Consider the following 22,902-nt stretch of genomic DNA (forward strand, 5'->3'; position numbering starts at 1 on the left):
GAGCGTTTGTGATCGAATACGCTTTGCGCAAACGCCATCCGGAGCGATAATCTCTGCCAAATGGCCCTCGGAGGAGAGGATTCCGCCATGGATCGCATCGACCGCAAGATTCTCGACGTCCTGCAAAGCCGCGGCCGGATTCCCGTGGTGGAGCTGGCCGAGCAGGTGGGGCTTTCGGCCACGCCCTGCCGCAAGCGCATCGCCAGCATGGAGGAGTCGGGGCTCATCGCCCGCTATGGCGCCGAGATCGACCACGAGAGGGCGGGTTATCCGATCACCGCCTTCGTCTCGATCGAACTCGAGCGGCAGGAGGCCGACAGCCTCGAGCTCTTCGAACGGCGGGTGATGGATTTCGAGGAGGTGGTGCAGGGCTTCCTGATGACCGGCAGCCAGGATTTCCTGCTGCGTGTGGTGGTCGAGGACCTGCACGCCTTCGAGCGCTTCCTGCAGCATCGGCTGACCCGGATTCCGGGCATCCGCTCGGTGCGCTCGCGCTTCGCGCTGCGCCAGTTCGTCGGGCGCAACCGTCTGCCCTCGCGGGACTGAGCGCGCCGCGGCCATATGTTTTCAGAAGGTTACTGGACCTCAGTGCAGCAGGATGTGCACCGTGGTCCTTTCCCTCCGCGCCGCCAGCCGGCGCTTCGCGGTCTCGAACTTCACCCGCGCGGTCTCGAGCTGGGCAAGGGCACGGGAGCGCGACTCGTACAGCGCGCGGATCGGTGAGCCCGGGTCTCCTATGGCCACGCGATAGGGCCGTGAGCTGGCCGGGAACCAGCGCCTCATCTCGCTCAGCGCGGCTTGCCATGCGGCATCGGCGGCGAGGTAACGCTCGTAGGTCACGTGCAGGACGCGACGCCGCGTTTCCAGTTCGGTCTGCATGATCTCCTCCCCCAGAGAACAGTCCGTAGCGGCACCACTATAGCATCGTGTGCCCGTCGCGCAAAGAAACGTCCCCGTGTGATCGCGTGCGGCGTGGACCCCGGCGCGTTTGCCCGGTGGCGGCCCGCGCTGCTACATTTCTCCCGGCACGAGGGAGGACGCGCCATGGCAGCGATCGAGGGAGAAGCCGAGCTGGGCACCCACCGGGTCGAGAACCAGCCGCCCGGCCGCGGTGATCTGGACCTCGTGGGCGGCGACCGGTCGTTGCAGGACGCTCTTGCCGGGCTGGATGCTGCGCGCAGCGCCGAGCTGGCCGCCTACGGGCTGGCGCTCGGGCGCGAGGAAATGCGGTGGGCTGCCCGCGACGCCAACCGCAACCCGCCCGAGCTGCAGGGCTACGACCGGGGCGGGCGGAGGCTCGACGAGCTGCGCTTCCACCCGGCCTATCACCTTTTCATGGAGCTCTCGGTCTCGGCCGGCTACCACGCGCTGCCGTGGGAAGGGCAGGGCGGTGGGCACCTCGCCCACGCGGCGATGGTCTATCTGGCAAGCCAGGTGGAGCCCGGCCATTGCTGCCCGCTGACCATGACCTACGCCGGGATCGCGGCGCTTTCGGACCAGCATGGCGCGGTCGCGCAGCGCTGGCGCAAGGCATTGATGTCGCGGCACTACGACCCCTCGGTGCGCGAGCTGTCGCAGAAAGCCGGCGCGACGCTCGGCATGGCGCTGACCGAGAAGCAGGGCGGGTCGGACGTGCGCAGCAACGCCACCATCGCCGAACCCGACGGCGACGTCTGGCGGCTCACCGGTCACAAGTGGTTCTGTTCTGCGCCGATGTCGGACGGCTTCCTCACGCTGGCGCAGGGGCCGGAGGGGTTGAGCTGCTTTCTCGTGCCGCGCTGGCTCGAGGGTGGCCGCAACGGCATCCGCATCGCGCGGCTGAAGGACAAGCTCGGCAACCGCTCCAACGGCTCGTCCGAGATCGAGTACGAGCGCGCGCTGGCATGGCCGCTCGGGGCACCGGGCGAGGGCGTGCGCACGATCATCGAGATGATCCACCACACCCGGCTCGACACGGCGATGGCGCCGGCGGGGCTGATGCGCGCGGCGCTGGCCGAGGCGCGTCACTGGGTGAGCCACCGCTCGGCCTTTCAGCGAAGGCTGATCGACCAGCCGCTGATGCGCACGGTGCTGGCCGACCTCGCGCTGGATCTCGAGGGCAGTCTCGCGCTCGGGCTGCGGGTGGCGGGGGCCTTCGACGGCACGGGCGAGGCCGACCGCGCCTTCGCCCGCATTGGCGTGGCGCTGGCGAAGTACCTCTCAAACAAGCTCTGCCCCGTGGTCGTCTGCGAGGCGATGGAGATCCTCGGCGGCGCGGGGTACGTCGAGGACGGGCCGCTGCCGATGCTCTACCGCGAGGCGCCGCTTAACGGCATCTGGGAGGGCTCGGGCAATGTCATCTGCCTCGATGTGCTGCGGACGCTGACCCGCGATCCCGCGGCGCGCGAGGTGCTGATGGCCGAATTCAGCGCCGCCTCTGCCGCGAGCGGGCGTTTCGCCTCGGCGCTGAGCGAACATCAGACCCGCTGGCCGGGCCTGCCCGAAGAGGCCGAGGCGCGCGCCTTCGTCGAGCGCACGGCGCTTCTGCTGGCCGCGGCCGCGCTTCTGCGCACGGTGCCCGCGGAGATCGCCGAGGCCTTCATCGACACCCGCCTCCTGAGCCCCCGCGGCCGCACGCCCGGCGCAATCCCGGCGATGGATGCCGGCGCGATGATCGACCGGCTCGGGCCGGGGGGATGACGGGTCGGATGACCTGCGATCCGTGCCCGTTGCGCGCCTGACACCCCGGTTCCGAGTGGCTGCCACGCACCCTGTGGAAACGTCGGAAAGACCCTGTCCGAGGTCACTCTTCGGGGAAATTCGCCGTTTGGGTTGGTATCCCGCGCGCCGATAGACGCGAATCTCCCAAACACTTGAGAGGTTTCGGCGCGACCTTGAACGACCCGCCGACAGGGCGGCGGGCAGCCATATCCAGGTGGTCTATCCCGGCTCAGACATGGCCTCTGCCCGGTCCTGCATGCCCGGAATCATCCGCGCCGATGCCGCCCGCCAGATGATGCGCGATTGCGGCATTTCCCGGGTCGTCGTTGTCCGGGTGAGCGTGTTCGGCGCCGACAACGGCCTGATGCTCGAGGCCATGGCAGAGCTCGGCGCGGCGCCGTGCAACTCGATGGGTCCGAGGGCGCGGCGGAGCTCGACCGGCTGCACGGGCTGGGGGTGCGCGGGGTCAGGATCAACCTGCACAGAACCTCGGCCAATGACATCGCCGCCGCCACCGCGCGGATCGACACCACCGCCGCGACCTGCGCCGTCCGGAGCTGGTATGTTTATCTCTTCGCGGCGCCTTCGGTGATCGCGCAGCTGCAGGAGACCATCGCGGGGCTCGCGGTGCCCATGGTGCCCGATCACGTCGTCCTGCTTTCGCTGGAGGACCGGGGCCGCGCGGACGAGGGGGCCATGCTGTCGCTGTTCGAGGGCGGCATCGCCTGGGGGAAGCTCTCGGCCCCTTCGGTCACCAGTCCGGCAATCATCCGCGCGAAGATGTCCTTTTCGCTCCAACGCTTCCATCCGCTGTAAAGCGTTTTGTGAGGGCCATAAGCAGCAGGAGCGTCGCGCCAGCGCACGCCATTGCGGTTGATCAAGATAATCCCGCTCAGCATCCGCTTGTCGTCAACCCGGGGCTTCCCATGTGACTTGGGAAAGAAGGGGGCCAAATGTGCCAGCTGCGTGTCGATCAGCCAGAAGAGATCGCTCATGTCACCGCTCCGTTTCGGAGCTGTGAATCACGCGGCGTCATAGACATCAACGCATCCTGACCCTGGTCACCATGCCAGATGTCCGCTGCCTGCGCATCGCTGCAGTTCATCCATGACGCGGCGGATGTCGGCTCTCTGGGCCTCGATGTCGAAGCTTGGTGTCGATCTGCAGTGGTCACGGGCCGCAGGATCGGGCCGCTCCTGCCAACGCGTCAAGACTGATCGGCTCCTAGTCTGGTCCGCGCATCGCCCGCGACAAGCGGCGGATACGTATCGCGCGGTTGAGCTCTCCGCCAAAGATGAGAACCAGGGCAGCCAGGTACATAAAATAAAGCGCCGCAATGATGCCAGCGAGGCCTCCGTAGTAGCTGGCGTAGGCGGCAAAGTGTCCGAGGTAGAACGAGAAGGCGGCGGTCAGCGCGATCCACGAGACGACCGTGAAGAGGACCCCGGGATAGGTCGAGGAAAAGCGCGTGCGGCGCGCCGGCAGGAGGACATGGGCCAGAAACAGGGATGCGATGAGGATGAGCGCGGCCGCCGGATAGCGCACGAGGCTGACCGTCACGGAGGCCGGATCGAAGTCGGGGAACAGGATGTGCAGCCACGAGCCGGCCCGCGGGGCGAGGACAAGCAGATAGCCTACCAGCACCAGGACCAGGCTGGCGATCACGACCATCAGGGCCATCAAGGGGTAGAGGACGTACCACGGGCGGGTCTCGCGAATTCCGTAGGCGCGATTGAGGCCCACGCGGATGCCATCGACACCGCCAAGCGCGAACCAGATGGTCAGGAGAACACCCAGTGACAGGACGCCACCGCGCTGGACGGTCATCACCTGGCGGACTTCCGAAACGATCGGCTCGATCAGCGCCTCCGGCACGATGGCGATGAGGAACGAGATCAGATCTTCCGCCATGCCGTCAGTCCCGATGAAGGCTGTCAGCGAGGACGTGAAGATCAGGAAGGGAAAGATGGCCATGATCACGCGGAAGGCCACGTTCCCGGCCAGCCCGAAGGCATCATCGCTCCACAGCCGCAGCCCGCCCTCGCGGCAGACCGCCCATACAGCGCGCCAACCGGTGCCACGTAGCAGTGCTTCCGGGTTGTCGGTGACGATGCCATGAGTGATGACGGCATCACGACCTGCTTCGGTCGGCTTACGTTCAGCCATTCGCCCTCCGTCACTTTGAGCTGATGTCTTAACTAGGTCGCTCATGTAGGCCGGACCACCAACCATCCTGTCCTAAAGCGCAGGGGGGCCAAGAGCGCCTGTGGCCATGGTACGGATCTGGACGGCTCTGTTGCACAAATCGCGTGAGCGATTCATCTTGTGAACCCAGTGTGGTAGCTGGGTTCCATGAGCCAACCTACACCCCCCGGCCTACAAGACCAGGAACTGGCCAGCCGACAATGAAGCGCTCAAGCGCCTTGGCTCTCTGACGATCCGTTGACCGTCAGTGCATTGCGCAGCAATGTCACGAGAGGTTGGTTTGACCCCGAGATGATTTGGGATCTCCAGGCATCCTTCAATCGGGAAGGAGCTTGGCCGATGGTCATCGTCTCGCAATCACAGGTTGGTCGCGAGGGGCTGAGCCGCGCGTTGCACTCCGTCGATCAGTATGACGACAGTTTTTGATGATTGAAAAAAGACCGATCTCCTGTCAGCGAAGCATGGAGAAATTCGATGGCAAGTGACGTCTACGAACTTATCAGAAGCAGTTATTCGGGACCCTTTGGTAATCTTCCTCTTTCGAAGTTTCTCATGTTGCGAGGTGAGCGGATGAAGGGTGGGGCATTCCCGCGGAATATCAGCAAGGGTGTCCTATGCGGTGAGCCCGGTCATTGCACTGTTCTTCAACTGCGAGATCCTACCAGCGTGGGAGGTGAATGACGTGCGTGGCTGCCGTCAGCGTTAGGCCGGTGCCGGCTGCCTTCGGGCCAAGAATGAGCATGTCAAAGCCGGCATCGGACTTGAGATGCTTCTGGAAGCGATTGACGATCTCCTGCCTCCTCGGAATCGGCGTGTCACCGTTGATGACGTCGATACGTTCGAGACCAAACATATGGCGAACTATCTCCGCAAATCGGAACTGCATCTCCCGGTGCCCTGCCCGATACCCTGCGCTTTCACCCCGAGTGCTGGCACGGCCCGACCGCCCGCCGCTACCCGGCGATGATCGCCCGCGTTAACGGCTGCGACCGCTTTGCAGTGCATCGCACCTACCTGCGCCCGGACGGCACCGGCAAGGCCGCCGTCCCTGAAGGCACCGCGAAGCTAGCGCTAGGCAAGACGCAGGGCGGCGCAGTCTGCGTCTCAGAGGCGCGAGGCCCGCTTGTGGTGGCCGAGGGCATCGAGACCGCGCTCAGCCTCGCCTGTGGCCTGCTGCGCGCCCCTGCGACGGTCTGGGCCGGGCTTTCGACCTCTGGCGTTCGCGGCCTGCGCCTGCCGGATCTGCCGGGACGCCTGACCATCGCCCCGGACGGCGACGACGCAGGCCGGGCCGCTGCCACTGCGCTGGCCGAACGGGCGCACGCGCATGGCTGGGCCGTGTCCCTGCTGCCTGCACCGGATGGCAGAGACTGGAACGACATTATCATGAAAGGGGAGCGAGCATGAACGCGCCCGAACTGATCCCGTTCAAGGCCGAGGAGCCACAACCGCTGCTGCGCGAAATCCCGCAAGGCGAACCGTATCCCGTGGAGGCGCTGGGGCCGCTCAGGGACGCCGTGCAGGCGGTGCAGGGGCAAACCCTCGCCCCTGTCGCGATACCAGCCGCATCGGCCCTGTCCGTAGCATCTCTGGCGGTACAGGGCTTCTGCGATGTGGAGACGCTGGGCGGAACTCGCCCCTTGTCGCTCTACGCCATGACCATCGCCAAATCTGGCGAGCGCAAATCGTCCGGCGATGCGCCGCTGATGGCGGCACTTCGCACCTTCGAGAAAGAGCAGGCCAGGGAACTCCGCGACGACATGAGCTCATGGGAAAACGCTCATGCTCTCTGGAAGGGCGAGCGCGACCGTATCCTTATCCTTGCTGAAGCTCGCAAGGGCAAAGGCGAGAAGCGCTCCGCAGCCGAGGCCGATCTGCACGCTCTGGGTAAGGAACCCGCCGCGCCGCCGTCGCCCGACCGCACCGTGACGGAACCGACATATGAAGGGCTGACCCGGAAATATGCCGAGGGGATGCCCACGCTTGGCATTTTCTCGGATGAAGGGGGGCAGTTCCTGGGCGGCTTCGCGATGAGCAGCGATAACCGCCAAAAGACGCTGGCCGCGCTCAATGACCTCTGGCAGGGCAACCCGATCCGACGCACCCGCGCCGGGGAAGGCTCATTTACGCTCTACGGGCGGCGGCCGGCCATGCATCTCATGGTGCAGCCCGGCGTTGCCCGCGACTTCATGGCCGATAGCAAGGCGGCGGATACAGGCTTCCTGCCACGCTTCCTGATGTGCGAGCCGCCCAGCACCATCGGCACCCGCCTGCAATCCCGCGTTCGGCCCGACGAAAGCGCCCTCGCCGCATTCTCGGATCGCCTCGCCCGCATTCTGGCAACGCCCCTGCCGATGGACCCCGAGACCCGCGAGCTTGAACCGCGCACCCTGCCGCTGTCGAGCAAAGCCCGCGAGATGATAATCGCCTACTCGGACCACGTAGAGGGGCAGCAAGCACCCGGCGGCGACTTCTACAACATCACGGGCTATGCTGCTGATCGACACGTAAATCATCACGCATAGGCAGAGCTACCCGACACACGTGGGCGTAGAAACCCATCAGGGCTTTTCAAGACAGATGACACGCGCTTTGAGTGGGCTGACGCTTGCTACGACGAAGGCTGGGATAGCAAAGGCGCGAAGCGCGGAGACATCAACTATCGCAGCGCTTCGCGCCTTTGCGTTAAGCGCACTTCTCCGGCCTTTGGGACCCGGCGAAAGTACCAGCTTTCAAACACCCCAGAAATTTGATCGTCAGCAAAGTTCTGATAGGGTTGCCCTCGGGTCTTAGGTCTCAGGAGAGTAAGCTAATGCAGAAGCCGACACAATCTGATGACCAACCAGTCGGCCGGCCAAGCAACCTGGTGGAGCGCATTGCGTCAGTGCAGCTACGTGCGCGAGCGATATCAACTGAGGCGACACTGAGCGAGGCGGAGTTGAAAGCTTTCATGGATGAACAGTGGGCTGAAAGCAGCTAGGGGACTTCACTCGGCATACTCCAGCTTGAGAATGTTGGTACAAGCTGCGTTTCGCTCTGTTCGGTGACTTAACCCAAGTTCAAATTGACACAGGTAGCCGACGTTGTGCGGCGGGAGCGGTTGTTGTGAGATTCCACAAAGTTTCGGTCAGATACCGTCAATTCAAGAATCAAGCGCCGGAGGACCGGCTCCAGTTCCCTGAGCCACGCACGAGCCTGGCATCGCCACGACGGGCGGGAAGCCGACCTTCGCTACAAGCGTTCGATAACAAGCTCGTTGAGGCGAGAGCGGTCATTCAACGCTTTGCGCTCTCAGGCTTCTGTTGCGCCCGTGAACGACGGGTACCGGGCAACCGGACAGCTGCGGCCGTCGGCACAATGCTCAAAGCATGGCTCTTCGGCACTCCGCAGGATGAGCATCTTCTTCAATGTCACCGCCATCGGTGTTGTCGATCAGAATCCCTGTCGCTTCAACTCCGCCGCGATCCGGCGTCGCGCCTCCTGGTTGCGGATTGGGAAGGCCGCAAAGTACTGGGAGGCCGAGGCATCCGGTTTGCGCCGACGAGCGTCCTGCCGCCAGCGGTTGGCCTGTTGGTGGCGACCGTCCAGCCCGTTCGCCACCGCCGCCACCATCGAGATGAGGTAATGCGCCCCGGGCGTGGAGGCGGCGCGGTCGCCCAGCCGGGCAGCCGCCCGCATATCGCCGACCTGGATCAACGCCTGCGCACGTACGCCGTGGATTCCGTATAGCAGCGGATCCAGCGGGCTGAGCAGGAGGGCGTCATCGAGCCCGAGGTGGACGGTGTTGATGTCGCCGGTCATGAGCGCCGTGAAGGCACTGGCGTAATAGCCCTGCGCGTAGTTGGGATTGAGTTCGATCGCCCGGTCGAACCACCCCTTGGCGATCTCGGGTTGATCGGACAGCCAGAAGGATCGTCCCATCGTGTAGTGGGTAAACGGATCCATCGGATCCAGTTCCATGCCCCGCTCGGCATGGCGCCTTGCGGCCGTCGCGGCCTCTTGGCCATCGGGCCCGAGATTCAGAAATGCGTCGATGAAGCGCGTGAACGACAGCCCGGCATGGGCCCGTGCAAATCGTGGGTCAAGCTCGACTGCGCGCTCGAAATGCCTCTTGGCGATCTGATTGGCGTCGGGCGTGAAGCGGTAAAGTTGGGTCAGCCCGAGGTGAAAGGTCTTCCAGGCATCCAGACGGTCTGACCCGGTTTGCGACGCCAGGCGCACCTCGTTCTGCGGCACGTGCATGTCGAGCGCGGTCACAACCTGGGCGACGACCCGCTGGCGCAAATCCTCGATCCCGTCCATCGGCGCGGTCAGCCGGTCGGCCCAGATCACCTCTCCGCGGCTGGCATCGGCCAGCTCGATGACCACGGCGACCGTGCCCGCCAGGCTTTCGATCAGACCCGTCATGACATAGCCGGCGCCCAAGGCCGTTCCGACCAGATCCAGATCGCCCCGGCCTTCACGGAACCGAAACGACGATCCGCGCGCGATCACCGCCAACCAGCGCAGGCGCGACAGCCCTTGTATGATCTCATGCGGGATCGCCTCCGCCAGAATCGTGACCTCCGGCGACGCGCCGAGGGGGCGGAAGGGCAGCACCGCAACCGAGGGACGGGACATGTCGGCGCCGCTCTCACATGGCAAAGGCACGTCATGGACGGGCTGGGCCGGGCTGCTTTCCGTGACTTCGGCCACGAACCGGAACCCCTTGCCGTGGATCGTGCGGATGACGGCCTGCGCGCCGCCATCATCGCCGAGCGCCTGTCGCGCCGACCGGATTCGGCTGGCGATGCTTGCGTCTGACGCGACGCGACCGGGCCAGACATGTCTGGCAATCTCGTCCTTGCCGACCATCCGGTCGCGATTTCGGATCAAGAGAATGATGAGCGACAGCACCTGAGGCTCGGCATGCACAATGTCACCCTTGTGGGTGAGTTCGAACAGGTCCGGGTCGAGCCGGTGATCATCGAAAAGCCAAGCCATGGCACAGCATAACCCAGTTTCCGCGTTTCTTCATGAAATCTTCAGATCGGCATCAAGCGCTTCAGGATGAAACAGGTCCAAGATGGAGAAATTGGAATCGAATGACCGAACAAAGGGAGGTTGCCATGACCGCCAAGAACATCCGCACAACGCAAGGGAGAGGACGCCTGTTTGGGTCCGTGCTCGACACTGTCGGGGATACCCCCGTGATCCGCATCAACAATCTCGCGCCGGAGGGTGTCAAGCTCTACGTCAAGGCCGAGTTCTTCAACCCGGCGGCGTCGGTCAAGGACCGGCTGGCGCTGAACATCATCGAGGCGGCAGAGCGTGACGGCACGCTGAAACCGGGCCAGACCGTGGTCGAGGCGACCAGCGGCAATACCGGGATCGGGCTGGCCATGGTCTGCGCCCAGAAAGGCTATCCCCTGGTCGTGACGATGGCTGACAGTTTCTCGGTCGAGCGGCGGCGGCTGATGCGGATGCTGGGCGCAAAGGTGGTGCTGACGCCGCGCGCCGAGAAAGGCACCGGCATGTACCGCAAGGCCGCCGAACTGGCTGAGAAGCACGGATGGTTCCTCGCCCGCCAGTTTGAGACCGACGCCAACGCCGACATCCACGAGGCGACCACGGCACGAGAAATCATCAACGATTTCAAAGACGACAGGCTGGATTACGTCGTAACCGGCTTTGGTACAGGTGGCACGGTCGCCGGGTTGGCCCGTGCTCTTTGCAAGGAACGTCCCCAAACCAAGATCATCCTGAGCGAGCCGGCAAATGCCGCAATGATCGCCAGCGGTGTCGCACAAGATCGCGGCGAAGGCGGCGCGCCCGCAAGCAGTCATCCCGCCTTTGAGCCGCATCCGATCCAGGGCTGGACACCCGATTTCATCCCGCTGGTGCTGCAAGAAGTGCTGGACAATGGCGGCTATGACGAGCTGATTCCGGTCGCCGGTGCCGACGGTGTTGCCTGGGCCAAGAAGCTCGCGGCGCAAGAAGGTATCCTGACCGGGATCTCCGGCGGCTCCAGTTTCGCCATTGCCATGCAGGTTGCGGAACGGGCGGAAAAGGGCGCGGTGATCCTCGCCATGCTGCCCGACACCGGAGAGCGCTATCTGTCGACCCCGCTCTTTGCCGACATTCCAGAAGACATGGACGACGACGAACGCGCCCTGTCGGACTCGACGCCCGGCTACCGGATGGCGGCCGAATAGATGGTGCACCACCCCATGGAGAAGACCCATGGGCCTCTACATGATACGCCGCCCCAGTGCCTGGGCCGATCAGGGCGAGCTTGAAAAGACCGCCGAAATCTCGGCCCGCATCGGCAACGAAGATATGCCGGACAAGGTGCGCTGGATCCGGTCCTACGTGATCAAGGAGCGCGACGGACGGCTCGGGACGGCATGTATCTACGAGGCGGTCGACGAGGACGCCTTGAGGGAACATGCGCGCAGCGTCGGCATGCCGGGCGATGACATCCTGTCGATCGGCGCAACCGTGGTCGTGCGGCCCGACCCTGACTGAAAGACGTCGAAACTGGACTTGCCAGGGCAGGCAGGTCCGGTTTCCAACGGAACGGAGAGCAAGCCATGGCTCACGATACGAGGATCGATATGGAAGACAGCCTCGATCCGGCCGACTGGGACGACATGCGCAGGTTGGCGCATCTCATGGTGGACGATGCCATCTCGCGCCTGCAGGGCCTGCGCGACAAACCGGTCTGGCAACCCATGTCGGATGCGATGAAGGCAGAGTTTCATGGCCCGCCGCCGACAGATCCCGCCCCTTTGGAAGCGGTCTATGCCGATGTGAAAAACAAGCTGTACCCCCATGCCATGGGCAACATTCACCCCCGTTTTTGGGCATGGTACATGGGGGCGGGCTGCCTGACGGGCGCGCTGGCGGACTTTCTTGCCGCCATCGACGGCTCGAATCTTGGCGGGGGCGATACCGGCGCCAATCAGGTGGACCGTCAGGTCACGGACTGGCTGCGTCAGATGATGGGCTTTCCCGAGGGCGCGAGCGGCACGCTGGTCAACGGTGGATCGATGGCAAACATCGTGGGGCTGACAGCGGCCCGAAATGCGATGGCCGGCGTGGATCTGCATGCTCAAAGTGTCGCCGATATTGGCGCGCCGCTGCGGTTCTATGCCTCGGACCAGGTACATTCCTGTCACATGAAGGCGATGAACCTTTTGGGAGTGGGTTGCACCGCGCTGACGCGAATTGCGACGGACGACGCGTTTCGCATGGACCTTGATGCGCTGCGCGCCGCAATTCAGGCCGACCGCAGCCAAGGTGTCCGCCCCGCCTGCGTGATCGCCACGGCCGGCACGACCAACACAGGCTCCATCGACCCACTGCCCGAGATCGCGGACCTGTGCCGCGAACAGGGTATCTGGCTGCATGTGGATGGCTGTATCGGAGCGATGTTCTCGATCGCGGCATCGAACCGGCACCTGGTTGCGGGTATCGAAAGGGCGGACTCGCTTGCCCTGGACTTGCACAAGGGTCTCCACGCGCCCTTCGACGTCGGATGCGCCTTGCTGCGCGACCAGAAAGTGCACCGCGCGACCTTTGCAGAGAACGCAGAGTACCTTCAGGTGGCGACCCGTGGTCTGGCAGCGGCCGAGTTCCTGCACGATTACGGCCTTGAAACGACGCGCGGCTTCCGCGCGCTCAAGGTCTGGATGATGCTGCGGCATCACGGGGTGGAGACCTTCGGGCACATCCTCGACCGCAACATTGCGCAGGCCCTTCACCTCACGGCGCTGATTGATGCCGCACCTGAATTGGAGTTGATGGCACCGACCTCGACCACCGTCGTCTGTTTCCGCCACGTGCCCGGCGGCTTGGACGAAGCTGAGTTACGCGCCCACAACACCGAAATCATGCTGCGTATTCAGGAAAGCGGTATCGCGGTCATTACCGATACCACGATCCGCGGCCGACACTGCCTGCGCGTCGCAATATGTAACCACCGCACACAGGACGAAGATATTGACCTCTTGGTGCAAGAAGTGCTGTGGATCGGCGCCAAAATATCGCCGGTCGGTGCGTTGGATGATGCACGACCCAACTGAACCAGCACATCGCTTCAAACGAGTTGCTGCACCTTTGATCAAAGTCCGGTCTGGGGAAGCCGCACTGCTGCATCAAAGCATGGAATGAATGGCCGGAATGGGCCGAATTGTCTTAGCGGCGAGAATTGGCACGCTGGAGCAGGCGCTCAGTCTTCGCGTCGGCGCTGTTGGCTACGGCCTTGCGGATCCGCTCGGCCTGCGTCTCAGTCGGTGGATTGATGTGCGCGAGCGGCGCTCCAAGTGCCTTGGCGATACGAGTCAATGTATCGTCGCGACCGGTACCAGTCGGCCCGGATTCGATTCGGGCAATTGCCGCCTGTGTTAAGCCGACCTTGTCTGCAAGCTCTGCCTGGGTCAGGCCTATATGGAGCCGCCACGCAGCAACGGGGTTGCGACCCTGCTTCAGATATTGCTTGACGTCGTCAGGGATATTCATTGCTTTCTCCTCGAGCTTGGCCACAGCGGTGTCAGCAAGAGAGCAAACGGCGTCCCAATCTTTGCGCCGGACGATCACCATTTCCGTACCGTCAGGCGCAAAGAAGCTCTGCGTCTCGAACTTTAACGATTCTATCATGTGAACTCCGTTAGCTTTGCCTAAAAAATAACAAAGTTTCGCGCGCGGTCAACTTTTTTGTTGTTTTTGTTGTTTTTGAACGACGGACCAGACGGGCGCTTATGTGGACATTTGCGATGCGGTCATTGGCGCGACTGGAGCGACTCCCCTCAAAGTTCCGCGATCTGTGAGGCCACAAGGCATCCGATCCTGCCGGTGCAGCGAATGGCGGCTAAGGGGGCTGCAGACGCAGCATTCCTGAGGAAGGTCGAGTGACCGGTATGGGCCGTTCGCTAAGGGTCGACAGTCAGGGCGGATATCCGCCTGAGCGCCTACGACAGATGAAGCGGGATCATGAGGCATGGGTTGACATGGTGCTGTCGGCCGGACCGAACCGCCGCTCTCACATTCTCCAGTTCAGCGCGCCGATCGGCCCGAACGAAACCGCCGTTCCTTTCGATGATTGCGTGACAGCCATCCTGCCGCATCGCACACCGGCGGAGGCCAGGCCCATCGAGATCAAGGTCAAGGGGATGCATTACAAGGATACGGACCCGACCTATTGGCAGGTGCAGCCGGACGTGCTTCGGACGGATTTCGCAAGCAAGGTGCTTGGCCGGTTTGAGGGCGGTGACATCCGCCATCTTTCGGTTTTCGGCCTCGCCCCGATCCCCCTCCTGATGGAGCTGGGGCGCCTGCTCTCCGACATCTCGGATGCCGACGTCTTCGAACTACAACGCGAACCCGTGCAGTGGTCTTGGCCTGAAGACCGCGAGGAGGTCCAGTTCGCGCTACACCGCGGGGAACAGGGCGGGAAGAAGGTTGCTCTGAAGCTCTCCATTACCAACGAAGTCGACGATGATGCCGTGGTGAAAGCGCTCGGAGCCGACGTCTCAATCTGGGAGATCAGCAGCGATGTTCATCGCGCGGGCATCATCCGGCACAAGGACGACCTCAGGCGGTTCCGGGAGATCGCGCGTCGCACCTTTGACGAGATCCAGAACCAGCATGGGCACGATGTCGATCTGTCTGTCTTTCCAGCAACGCCGCTATCATGTTCCGTGGAGTTCGGCCGGGTATGGCAACCGAAGGCGCAGCCGAGCTTCGATGTCTATGACAGGGTCCCGGAGCAGGGGTTCCTCCGCCGTTTGCGTATCGAGCCATGAGGCCGCATAATCCGTCTTCCTTCAATTTCTGGCCTGCCGCATAGATACTTGAGGAGTGTCACAAAAATGAATGGCTATCGGAATCATTTTGATCCGATTTGGAAAAATTGGTTATGCAGTGATTATCGTTGAGGATCTTTCATAGTTTCCTGCTTCGCACAGTAATGCCATGTATGAGGTGTCGAGATTCCAACCCCAATATCTGAACACCCTGGTCTCAGCGATATCGAAAACGCCATCGTCTCCGCTTGGACGGGGGCTGGCTCGACCCCGTTCATCGCCGATGTCCGGCTGGGCACGGCAATGCGGGAAACTGCGATCTCCGTTGTTAGCGCACAACCTCTCTGGCGGCTCCTAACCCGCGCGCCCGCCCTCGGCGTGTGGGCCGTCCTCTATCCTCTCGCCGCGCGCTACGGGATCTCGACGCGGGACGTCTACGCTCATATCAGCGATTTCGTCCGTGAGGACTTTTCCGAAACCTCCTCGAGGAACGACCTCAAATCCCGCTTCCGGCGCGCTGCGCGCCACCTCGGGCTTCCGGTGTCCGGCAACGAACCCACGGATCTCTTCTTCGCCCCGCTGGGGCCGGCGCATTCCCAACATCCGGATCTTGCGCGGGCGTTCGTGGGCGCTGCCCTGCATGTCGGCCCTCCAGCCATCGAGGACACGCCCGCCGCACGGGCCTGGCAGCGCCGAGCGGTGCGGGATCGCTGTCCCACCCTGACGCGCCTTCATGCCGCGATCGACTTTGATCGATCGGCCTATTGTGCGCGGCGGTTCGAGGCATGGCGCCGCGGTATCGATCCGCAGGGCGAGGCAGAGAAACGGCTGTTCGAGGCGTATGACGTCGCCGCACGGCTATTTGGTCGCACCCGGGCCGACCTCGTGGGCCCGCCCAGGGTCTTCTGGACCGGAGGCCATCTCGCCCTTGAGGCCGAGGCATCCCGCATGACCCAGCGCATTAAGACGGGACTCTTTCCGACCCAGATGTCCGGGTCACAGCGCTTGCGGATTGCTCCACCCTGGCCCGGCAAGGTGGCCTGGAGCGCCGGCAATATCCATCAGGATGTCCCATTCGCGCCCGCGCCCGGTGAGGTTCTCCTTTTCGATGCCGACAGCGGTGCATTCCTGACCCGGGTGACCCGGTCCGAGGATGCGGCCGACATTGCCGCCCTGCACCTGGTCGCCCTGTCGCGGTCGCCCTTCCGCTGCGCCAGCTTCGGCGACGCGATCCTTTCCGCAGATCCCGGGATCTTCGTCGCATGGGTCGAGACGGGCGAGACGCTCCGCTTCGAGGACAGGTCCGACCTCACGCTTCACACGCCCACGGACGCCGCCCTCTGGATCGACGGAACCGCCCTTGGACGCGACGGCAGCCATGCGCTCTTCTCCTGCGACGGCGGTCTCGTGCTTCGGATCGACCCCGAGATCGGCGGCCAGGGCCGGATCGTCAGGGCCCGGCATGAAGGCGAGACGCGGTTCGTCTCCATCCGGGTCGGTGCCGACGGTCTCGCGACACTGCCATTCGCCGATTTCGGACTTGATGTGGCGGCCGATCCCCGCCCGGTCCTCTTCGAGGTTCTCGCTCCGGGCGCAGCCGGAGACCTCGAGGCGCGCGCGGAACTGTCCACCACCTGCTGGATTTGGCCGGGCATTGCCGCGCCCCAGGGCGATCTCGAAGACGCGCCGCTGCCCGCGACTTTCGATCCGGCAAGATCGGCAGGGCTCACCGTGGGGCCCCGGACAGTCTCCGTCGATCCGCGCTCCGACATGGAGGCGCCGATCCTCGCCCTGCGGCGAGAGGGTGACACGAGGGAGTTTCGGCTCGCCGCGCGCAGCGAGAAGCTCTGGCACTGTCGCATTGCCACGGGGGAGCGGCACTACGTTCCTCGCGGCGCAACGCTCACCCTTGGCCATGAGAACCGGCACGACACGCTGCTTCTGAGGTCTCCCGACCGCGACGCCGCCCTTCTGGTCCTGGGAAAGGAGAAACGCAGGCCGTTTCTGCAGCGTCAGAGTCTCGAGATCGGCGCGTCGGAGCTCGAGATGCAGGAGGGCGGCGATGACCGGATTGCCCTCCGGCGCGCTGAAGGACGCGTCGATCTTCTCGCGCGGATCCGGCGCCTCGACGATCCCGCTGCCATGTCCGTCGACAAGAGCGACGACGCTCTTCGCCTCGTCTTTGCGCCGACCCGGCCGCTCGACGCGCTGCGTCTGCGCATCGAGGACACGCAAGGGCACGCCCGGGAGGGCGACCACACCTTCGGGCGCCACCCCGCGCCGAACGCGCCGCTCGACGGCGTCCGCGTCGACAACGAGATGGAGGCAGGCCGCATCGCCGTCACGATCGACAAGCGGCGGCATCGTGGACCCGCTCGTGCGATGCTCCTCGTCCGCACCGGTGGCGAGGAGGATTTCACCCCGCTCCGGGATGCGACCGGCGCGCCCGTCGCGCTGGGCCTGCCGGGGGAGATGAATGACCCGGCCCTTCGGGACCTGCTGCAGCTTGCCCGGTTTCTTTCCGACCCGGAGCCCGACGCTTTGGGTGGCCAGCTGTCGGCGGCGATCGCGCCCGCCTACGAGGCCGCCTTCGCGCCCTTTGCCCGGTCCGGGATGCTGAGCCCGGTGAAGTCGGTCCTGGGCGTCTCCCGCCAGGATGGCGAGCCGCCACGGCACGACCTCGCCGGCGTGGCGCCCTGGCTCTTCGAGGCGCCGCTGCACGCCTATGCCGGATTGCCCGAGAGCTCGGGCCTCTCCCCGCTCGACCGCATGAAGGACATCCCGGCGCCCGCAGCCGCACCATCGGTCCATGGCGACACACCGGCGGCGGACTGGCTGGAGCGCCTGGGATCGGACGACGCCATCCCCCCGGGTCTCGATGCCGCCGCCCTCCAGCACGCGTTCAGGATTCTGCGTTTCAGGCTGAACGAGACAGACCTGCGCATCCTCAAGGGGCAGGGGACGCAGGCCAGCACGGCGCGCCTCCTGTGCGATACCCATGTCGCCGAACTCGACCTGCTTCGCTCCTTCGACCAGGGCGGCGGCGGCGACCCTCGTCCCGCGCGCTTCGCGGCACTGATCGAGCGCTTTGCGCGCGCCTGCGCGGCGCGCCGCGCCGCGGCCTTCATCGACGACATCGAGTTCCGGACGGGCCTGTCGCGGCACGAGGTCGGCCAGGTCCTGACTCTCATCCTTCGGGCAGGGGTCGAGTTCTTCGTCTATTTCCGCGCGCTCTGGACACGCGCCATCGAACAGGACGTCTCCGCATGACCAACCTCGACCCCAACCAGTTCCGCGATCATCTCAACCAGACGATGGCCCGTTTCGTGGCGACCTCGTCGCCCATCAACGAGATCCGCGCACCGGAACTTGCCGAGCAGCTCCGCCGGAGCATCGGCGCGTTGAACTTCGTCAAGGGTCCCTATGTCGAGACCCTTCCGGACTTCGAGAAGGGGGAGAGCCTCGCCGAGCTGCATGCGCGCGGCCGGCTGGCGCCGGAATGGTCGGCCTTCGCGGAGAATGCTCCGTCCGTCTGGACCAGGCCCCTTCACGCCCATCAGGCCGAAGCCCTCCGCCGCGAGGAAAACTACCTCGTCGCGACCGGCACCGGGTCGGGCAAGACCGAGAGCTTTCTCTACCCGCTCGTCGATGACATCCTCGCCCAGGGCGACCTTTCGAGGCCGGGTGTGCGCGCGATCCTCGTCTACCCGCTCAATGCCCTGGCGAACGACCAGCTGGGCCGGATTTCCCAGCTGCTGTTTCGCGACCTCGGCGACCCGGGGATCACGCTCGGTCGCTACACGGGTCAGGTCAAGTCCCGCGCCACCCGGGAGGAGGAGGTCACCCGCCTCCGCTCGACCCCGAGTTTCGTCGAGGCCTTCGGCGAGGATGCGGACGTCCCCGGGAACTGGCTTCTCTCGCGGGCCGAAATGCGTGCCACGCCGCCACACATTCTGATCACGAACTACGCCATGCTCGAGCATATCTTGCTCCTGCCAACGAACCGCCAACTACTGGCGGGCGCGGACCTGCGCTGGATCGTTCTGGACGAGATCCACACCTACGCGGGCGCCCAAGCGATCGAGGTGGCCTTCCTTCTGCGCCGCCTCAAGGCGCATCTCGGAATCCCGGACGAGCATGTCCGCTGTGTCGGCACATCCGCCTCGCTCGATCCCGGCCGCAAGACGGAACTCGCAGGCTTCGCGTCACGCCTTTTCGGCGAGCCCTTCGCCGGTGAGGCCGCGGTCATCACCTCGCAGAGGAAGGCTCATCCGAGCCTTGCGCGGACGCCGTCCGGGAGCGGCCTCGACGCGGCGCGCTGGGCGCAGGCCGGGGCTCTCGCCGCAGCCGCCGGCGAGGCGGAACAGAACGGCACTCCGCTCACCGTCGAGGACTGGAACTTCGAGGCCGATCTTCTCGACCTGCCCGAACTTGCCCTCGAGGACGCCCCCTCGATCGGGGACGCCCTGATCGAGCGCCTTTCCGGATTCGAGGAAATCCATGCCATTGCCCATCAGTTGGAAAGCGGGGCCATGCCGATCGGCACACTGGCGCGCGAGGTCTTTCCGAATGCCGGCGAGGACGCCATTCCGGCCCTCGTCGGGCTGATCTCGATCGGGGTTCTCGCGGTGAGCCAGGAGTCCACGGTCTTCCCGCTCCTGCCGGCGCGCTATCACCTGATCTCGCGCGCGCCCGACCGCACCGGTGTCTCGCTTCGTGCCGATGGTCCAAAAAACCTTGCCGGGATCGTCATCGGCGCCGAACATGACGGCGATGGACGACCCGCCTACGAACTTTTCGTCTGCCGGAACTGCGGCGAGCCCTATCTCGAGGCGTGGGAGGGCCCGGCGGGCCTCGATCCTCTTCCCGGGTCCGGAAGCCGGCGCCTTCTCCGCCTCGTTCCCGGCGGCATTGCGGTCGAGGAAGACCACGAAACCGATTCCTCGGACCAGGGCCAGATCATCGGCATCGATCCCCTCACGGGCCAACCGATGGATCCGGACGACGCCGGATCGGTCTCCCTCGAGGATGTCCGCCTCGAAGAGGATCCTGACGACGGGTCTCGCTACATGGCGCGCTGTGCCGCCTGCGGGCACCGCTCGACCCGCTATCTCGAGCCGGTGACGACCGTCCGGCCCGGCGACGAGGCGATTGCTGCCGTCGCGTCGCAGACCCTGCTCGAGGCCCTGCCTGGGAAGGAAGCCGGCACCAGCCCGCCCATGGGTGGTCGCAACCTGCTCGTCTTCTCCGACAACCGCCAGGACGCGGCCTTCTTTGCCCCCTTCTTCGAGCGCACCTCCCGGGAACAGGCGCTGCGCAGTGCCATCCTGCGGGCGATCGCCGATGGTGGGCGGGCGGACATCGACAACCTCGTCGGGGCGGTCGCCCGCGAGCTGCGCCGGGACGGGCTTCGTCTCTACCGGCCCGGCGTGGTGCCCGAACTCGAGACCGGGCCCAACGAGTTGCTCCGTCTCAAGGCGCTCATGGCAGCCGAGATCACCGTCTTCGGGCGTGGGCGCCTGAGCCTCGAGGGCTTCGGCCTGGTCGGGATAGACTACGCCCAGATCGAACGGCCCGTGCATGCCGTTCGGAAAGTGCTGCCCGCGGCGCTCCAGGATTACGCCGAGCCCTTCGTGCGTTACATCCTGAAGATGATCCGGGAACATCGCGCGATCGCCGAGAAGGAATCCGGCATGATCGATCTCGTCGACGAGTCGATCTGGACACGTATCGCTGCCCAGAAAAACCGCTGCGTCACGCGCGAGCGCAATCCTAACACCAACCTTCCGCTGGTCCTCGTCCCGGCGGCGGGCCGGGCGAACCGTTTCACCGCGCTCCTGGGTAAAATGGCCGCCGCAAGCGGCACGACGATCGACGACAACCAGGCGCGCGACGCGCTGACGCAGTTCTGGAAGGCGATCGAGAACCCGCGCTCGATGACGGCAAAGCACGGAGTTGGCCGAGGACTGAAGCTCGACCGGTCCCTCATCGTCGTGCCCGGATCCGAGGTCAGCCTCTACCAGTGCCTGACCTGCGGAAGCCGCACCCAGTTCGACACGGCCGGCGTTTGCCAGGCCATGTATTGCGACGGCAGGCTTCGCGAGATCACGCCGGACGAACGTGCCGATCTCGCGCGGCGCAACCACTACGTCGCACGCTACAACGAACATCCCCTAATGGGCATCGCCCGCGAGCACACGGCCGCGATCGCGGGCGAGGTTCGCACGGATATCGAAGAGGACTTCAAGGCCGGCGAGGTCAACCTGCTTTCCTGCACGACGACGATGGAGATGGGCGTCGATCTCGGCGACCTCGAGGCGGTCCTTTGCAAGAATGTCCCGCCCTCGATCGCCAACTACCAGCAGCGGGCCGGTCGGGCAGGGCGGCGCGCCCAGGTTGCCCCGATCGTCCTGACCACCGCGCGCTCCGGGCGCTACGACCGCGCCGTCTACGAGAAATTCACGGAGTATCTCGCCGCGCAGCCGATCATCCCCTACCTGAGCCTCGACAATGCCGGGTTCTTTCAGCGCCACCAGCTCTCGATGCTGCTCGCGCGCTTTCTCGAGCACCGACTCGCGCAATACCAGAGGCCCGGATCTCCACGGCTGCGTGATGTGTTCGCAGAGGCGCTCACAGAGGCTGAGCGTGCGGCTTTCGATGCCGACTTCGAAGATTGGCTCTCCAATGCCGGATCACACATCGAAGAGGCCGCCAACCTCGGTCGGCGCTTGCCGGCGGAGAATCGGACGATCGCGCTCGATGCGCCGGGCCTGTCCGAAACGCTGCGTCGCCGCATCAGGGCCTTCGCCGATGCCATCTGGGGCCGGTGGGGCCTGATGCAGGAAGCCATCGACGACCTTGAGGAGCGCCGCGCCGCGCTCGACAGGACGGCAGCCGACCAGTTCCAGAAAATCGACCGCTCCCTGGGCGTTCTGCGCACCCAGCAACGGCTCTACATGAACCAGTTCCTCATCGACCAGCTCTCCCGGCGCGCAGTCATTCCCACCTATTCCTTCCCGGTCCATTCGGTATCCCTGGAAGTCCTGAACACTGCCGGCCAGACCGCCGACAACACCATACTCGAGCTCGACCGGGACGGCTCCATCGGCATTTCCGAATATGCGCCCGGGGCCGAGGTCGTCGCCGGCGGGCGTGTCTGGACCAGCGCCGGCATCTCCAAGCGATCCAAGTTCACCGGAGACGACGCCTTCATCGAACGGGCCCGTTACCGGATCTGCGAGTTCTGCCGATCTCCGCAGGTCACTCCGCAAGGCATGGACCCGGAACCCGAATGCCAGCAATGCGGATCCGCCTTCAGCAGGATCAATGCCACACGCGCCTTCATCCGGCCGCACGGGTTTCTCACCTCCGTCTCCGACGGGCAGGGCCGTGATCCCGGCGCCAGCCGCCTGCGTCCGACGGTTTCGGACGAGGCGCTGCTGCTGACAGAGGCCCCGAGGATCAAATACCAGCCGACGGATCTCCCCGGCATCCTCACCTTCCATGCACCCGGGTCGAACCGCCCGGACCACGAACTCGGGCGCATCATCACCGTGAACCGCGGCCGGCATCGCGGCGGATTCGCATGGTGCCGCAACTGCGAGCATGCCGTTCCGGTCCGCGGCCACGGTCCCGAGCATGCCTGGCAACAGCCCTCCCGGATCGAGCCGCACGAGAATCCGCGCAGCGGCCAGCCCTGTCGTTTCGACCCCGCGCAGCCTGTGTACCCCATAGATCTCGCGCATGTCTTCGAGACCGACGTGCGCGGTATCCTTTTCGAGGCTGTCCCGCGGGCCCCGGACGGCTCCGCGATCGCTCCTGGGTCGGGACTCGACCGAACGCTTCAGGAAGCGATGCGTCTCGGCGCGGCGGAACTGCTCGAAACAGACCCGCGCGACCTTCGCGCCCTCGTGCAGCGTCTCGACGGATACCTTGTCGTGGTGCTCTACGACTCGGTATCCGGCGGGGCCGGGTATGCCACCCGCCTGACGCAGGAAGATGGCTTCCTGGCGCGGGATCTCCTGCTCTCGGCTCGGACGCTGCTCGCCTGCGAGAATCCCGACTGCGCGACGAGCTGCACGCGATGCCTCAATGACTATTCCAACCAGAGATACTGGCCGGAATTCGATCGAAGGCCTGCTCTTGCCTGGATAGAGGCGATCCTTATCGACGCCGGCGTCCGGATAGACCCGCAATGGAATGCCTGAGAAAG

The 22,902-nt window shown here is 64.9% G+C and carries 16 protein-coding genes and 1 pseudogene; 11 read left to right on the forward strand and 6 right to left on the reverse strand.

The features are described from left to right. Positions 1 to 87 precede the first annotated feature (87 nt). Complete coding sequence (locus BLQ77_RS17210; protein ID WP_008885637.1) at positions 88 to 546, forward strand: Lrp/AsnC family transcriptional regulator; 459 nt, start codon at positions 88 to 90, stop codon at positions 544 to 546. Between the two features lie 39 nt (positions 547 to 585). Here BLQ77_RS17210 and BLQ77_RS17215 read toward each other — a convergent pair whose 3' ends face one another. Next, positions 586 to 879 (reverse strand): hypothetical protein, encoded by a 294-nt coding sequence (locus BLQ77_RS17215; RefSeq protein ID WP_008884501.1) that lies wholly within the window; start codon positions 877 to 879, stop codon positions 586 to 588. A gap of 165 nt (positions 880 to 1,044) precedes the next feature. Between BLQ77_RS17215 and BLQ77_RS17220 the strand changes: the two genes are divergently transcribed. Then, positions 1,045 to 2,679, forward strand: a complete 1,635-nt coding sequence (locus tag BLQ77_RS17220; RefSeq protein WP_089961436.1) for an acyl-CoA dehydrogenase family protein — start codon at positions 1,045 to 1,047, stop codon at positions 2,677 to 2,679. A 420-nt stretch (positions 2,680 to 3,099) separates the two neighbouring features. Continuing rightward, the gene (locus BLQ77_RS28845) at positions 3,100 to 3,516 is read left to right on the forward strand and encodes an amidohydrolase family protein (protein ID WP_165617142.1); all 417 of its coding nucleotides are present in this window, start codon (positions 3,100 to 3,102) and stop codon (positions 3,514 to 3,516) included. Here BLQ77_RS28845 and BLQ77_RS17230 read toward each other — a convergent pair. The 3 genes and pseudogenes from BLQ77_RS17230 to BLQ77_RS17240 all read right to left on the reverse strand — a co-directional run. Next, positions 3,438 to 3,695 (reverse strand): annotated as a pseudogene (locus tag BLQ77_RS17230) (transposase); the annotation flags it as partial. The gene BLQ77_RS28845 and the pseudogene BLQ77_RS17230 sit on opposite strands and share 79 nt — an antisense overlap. A 229-nt stretch (positions 3,696 to 3,924) precedes the next feature. Beyond that, positions 3,925 to 4,866: a YihY/virulence factor BrkB family protein gene (locus BLQ77_RS17235; RefSeq protein ID WP_089961442.1), complete on the reverse strand. Its 942-nt coding sequence runs from the start codon at positions 4,864 to 4,866 to the stop codon at positions 3,925 to 3,927. Between the two features lie 697 nt (positions 4,867 to 5,563). Then, positions 5,564 to 5,758 carry a helicase-related protein gene (locus BLQ77_RS17240; RefSeq protein WP_242661764.1) on the reverse strand — a complete coding sequence of 65 codons (195 nt, stop codon included), beginning with the start codon at positions 5,756 to 5,758 and terminating at the stop codon, positions 5,564 to 5,566. Between the two features lie 56 nt (positions 5,759 to 5,814). On the opposite strand from BLQ77_RS17240, the gene BLQ77_RS17245 reads away from it, so the two are divergent. Further along, the gene (locus BLQ77_RS17245; RefSeq protein WP_446000279.1) at positions 5,815 to 6,312 is read left to right on the forward strand and encodes a toprim domain-containing protein; all 498 of its coding nucleotides are present in this window, start codon (positions 5,815 to 5,817) and stop codon (positions 6,310 to 6,312) included. Continuing rightward, positions 6,309 to 7,430, forward strand: coding sequence for a YfjI family protein (locus tag BLQ77_RS17250; RefSeq protein ID WP_089961452.1), 1,122 nt, complete (start codon positions 6,309 to 6,311; stop codon positions 7,428 to 7,430). The genes BLQ77_RS17245 and BLQ77_RS17250 overlap by 4 nt, the downstream gene beginning before the upstream one ends. A gap of 907 nt (positions 7,431 to 8,337) precedes the next feature. Here BLQ77_RS17250 and BLQ77_RS17255 read toward each other — a convergent pair. Beyond that, positions 8,338 to 9,888, reverse strand: a complete 1,551-nt coding sequence (locus tag BLQ77_RS17255; protein WP_089961456.1) for a winged helix-turn-helix domain-containing tetratricopeptide repeat protein — start codon at positions 9,886 to 9,888, stop codon at positions 8,338 to 8,340. 125 nt (positions 9,889 to 10,013) lie between these two features. Between BLQ77_RS17255 and BLQ77_RS17260 the strand changes: the two genes are divergently transcribed. The 3 genes from BLQ77_RS17260 to BLQ77_RS17270 all read left to right on the forward strand — a co-directional run bounded on the left by BLQ77_RS17260 (position 10,014) and on the right by BLQ77_RS17270 (position 12,971). Beyond that, positions 10,014 to 11,099, forward strand: coding sequence for a PLP-dependent cysteine synthase family protein (locus BLQ77_RS17260; RefSeq protein ID WP_089961460.1), 1,086 nt, complete (start codon positions 10,014 to 10,016; stop codon positions 11,097 to 11,099). Positions 11,100 to 11,127: 28 nt separating this feature from the next. Next, a complete protein-coding gene (locus tag BLQ77_RS17265) occupies positions 11,128 to 11,412 on the forward strand; it encodes a nickel-binding protein (protein ID WP_089961463.1) in 285 nt (94 codons plus the stop codon). A gap of 65 nt (positions 11,413 to 11,477) precedes the next feature. Continuing rightward, complete coding sequence (locus BLQ77_RS17270) at positions 11,478 to 12,971, forward strand: pyridoxal phosphate-dependent decarboxylase family protein (RefSeq protein ID WP_242661765.1); 1,494 nt, start codon at positions 11,478 to 11,480, stop codon at positions 12,969 to 12,971. A 112-nt stretch (positions 12,972 to 13,083) separates the two neighbouring features. On the opposite strand, the gene BLQ77_RS17275 is transcribed toward BLQ77_RS17270, so the two are convergent. Further along, a complete protein-coding gene (locus tag BLQ77_RS17275; protein WP_089961467.1) occupies positions 13,084 to 13,545 on the reverse strand; it encodes a type II toxin-antitoxin system RelB family anti-toxin in 462 nt (153 codons plus the stop codon). A gap of 260 nt (positions 13,546 to 13,805) precedes the next feature. Here BLQ77_RS17275 and BLQ77_RS17280 point away from each other — a divergent pair, with 260 nt between their 5' ends. The 3 genes from BLQ77_RS17280 (at position 13,806) to BLQ77_RS17290 (ending at position 22,897) form a co-directional block, all read left to right on the forward strand. Next, complete coding sequence (locus BLQ77_RS17280) at positions 13,806 to 14,690, forward strand: SAVED domain-containing protein (protein WP_110476909.1); 885 nt, start codon at positions 13,806 to 13,808, stop codon at positions 14,688 to 14,690. Positions 14,691 to 14,993: 303 nt separating this feature from the next. Next, positions 14,994 to 17,960, forward strand: coding sequence for a hypothetical protein (locus BLQ77_RS17285; protein ID WP_131822031.1), 2,967 nt, complete (start codon positions 14,994 to 14,996; stop codon positions 17,958 to 17,960). Beyond that, the gene (locus BLQ77_RS17290; protein WP_089961475.1) at positions 17,957 to 22,897 is read left to right on the forward strand and encodes a DEAD/DEAH box helicase; all 4,941 of its coding nucleotides are present in this window, start codon (positions 17,957 to 17,959) and stop codon (positions 22,895 to 22,897) included. The genes BLQ77_RS17285 and BLQ77_RS17290 overlap by 4 nt, the downstream gene beginning before the upstream one ends. Positions 22,898 to 22,902 lie beyond the last annotated feature (5 nt).

The organism is Salipiger thiooxidans (assembly GCF_900102075.1).
In the GTDB taxonomy this organism is placed as follows: domain Bacteria; phylum Pseudomonadota; class Alphaproteobacteria; order Rhodobacterales; family Rhodobacteraceae; genus Salipiger; species Salipiger thiooxidans.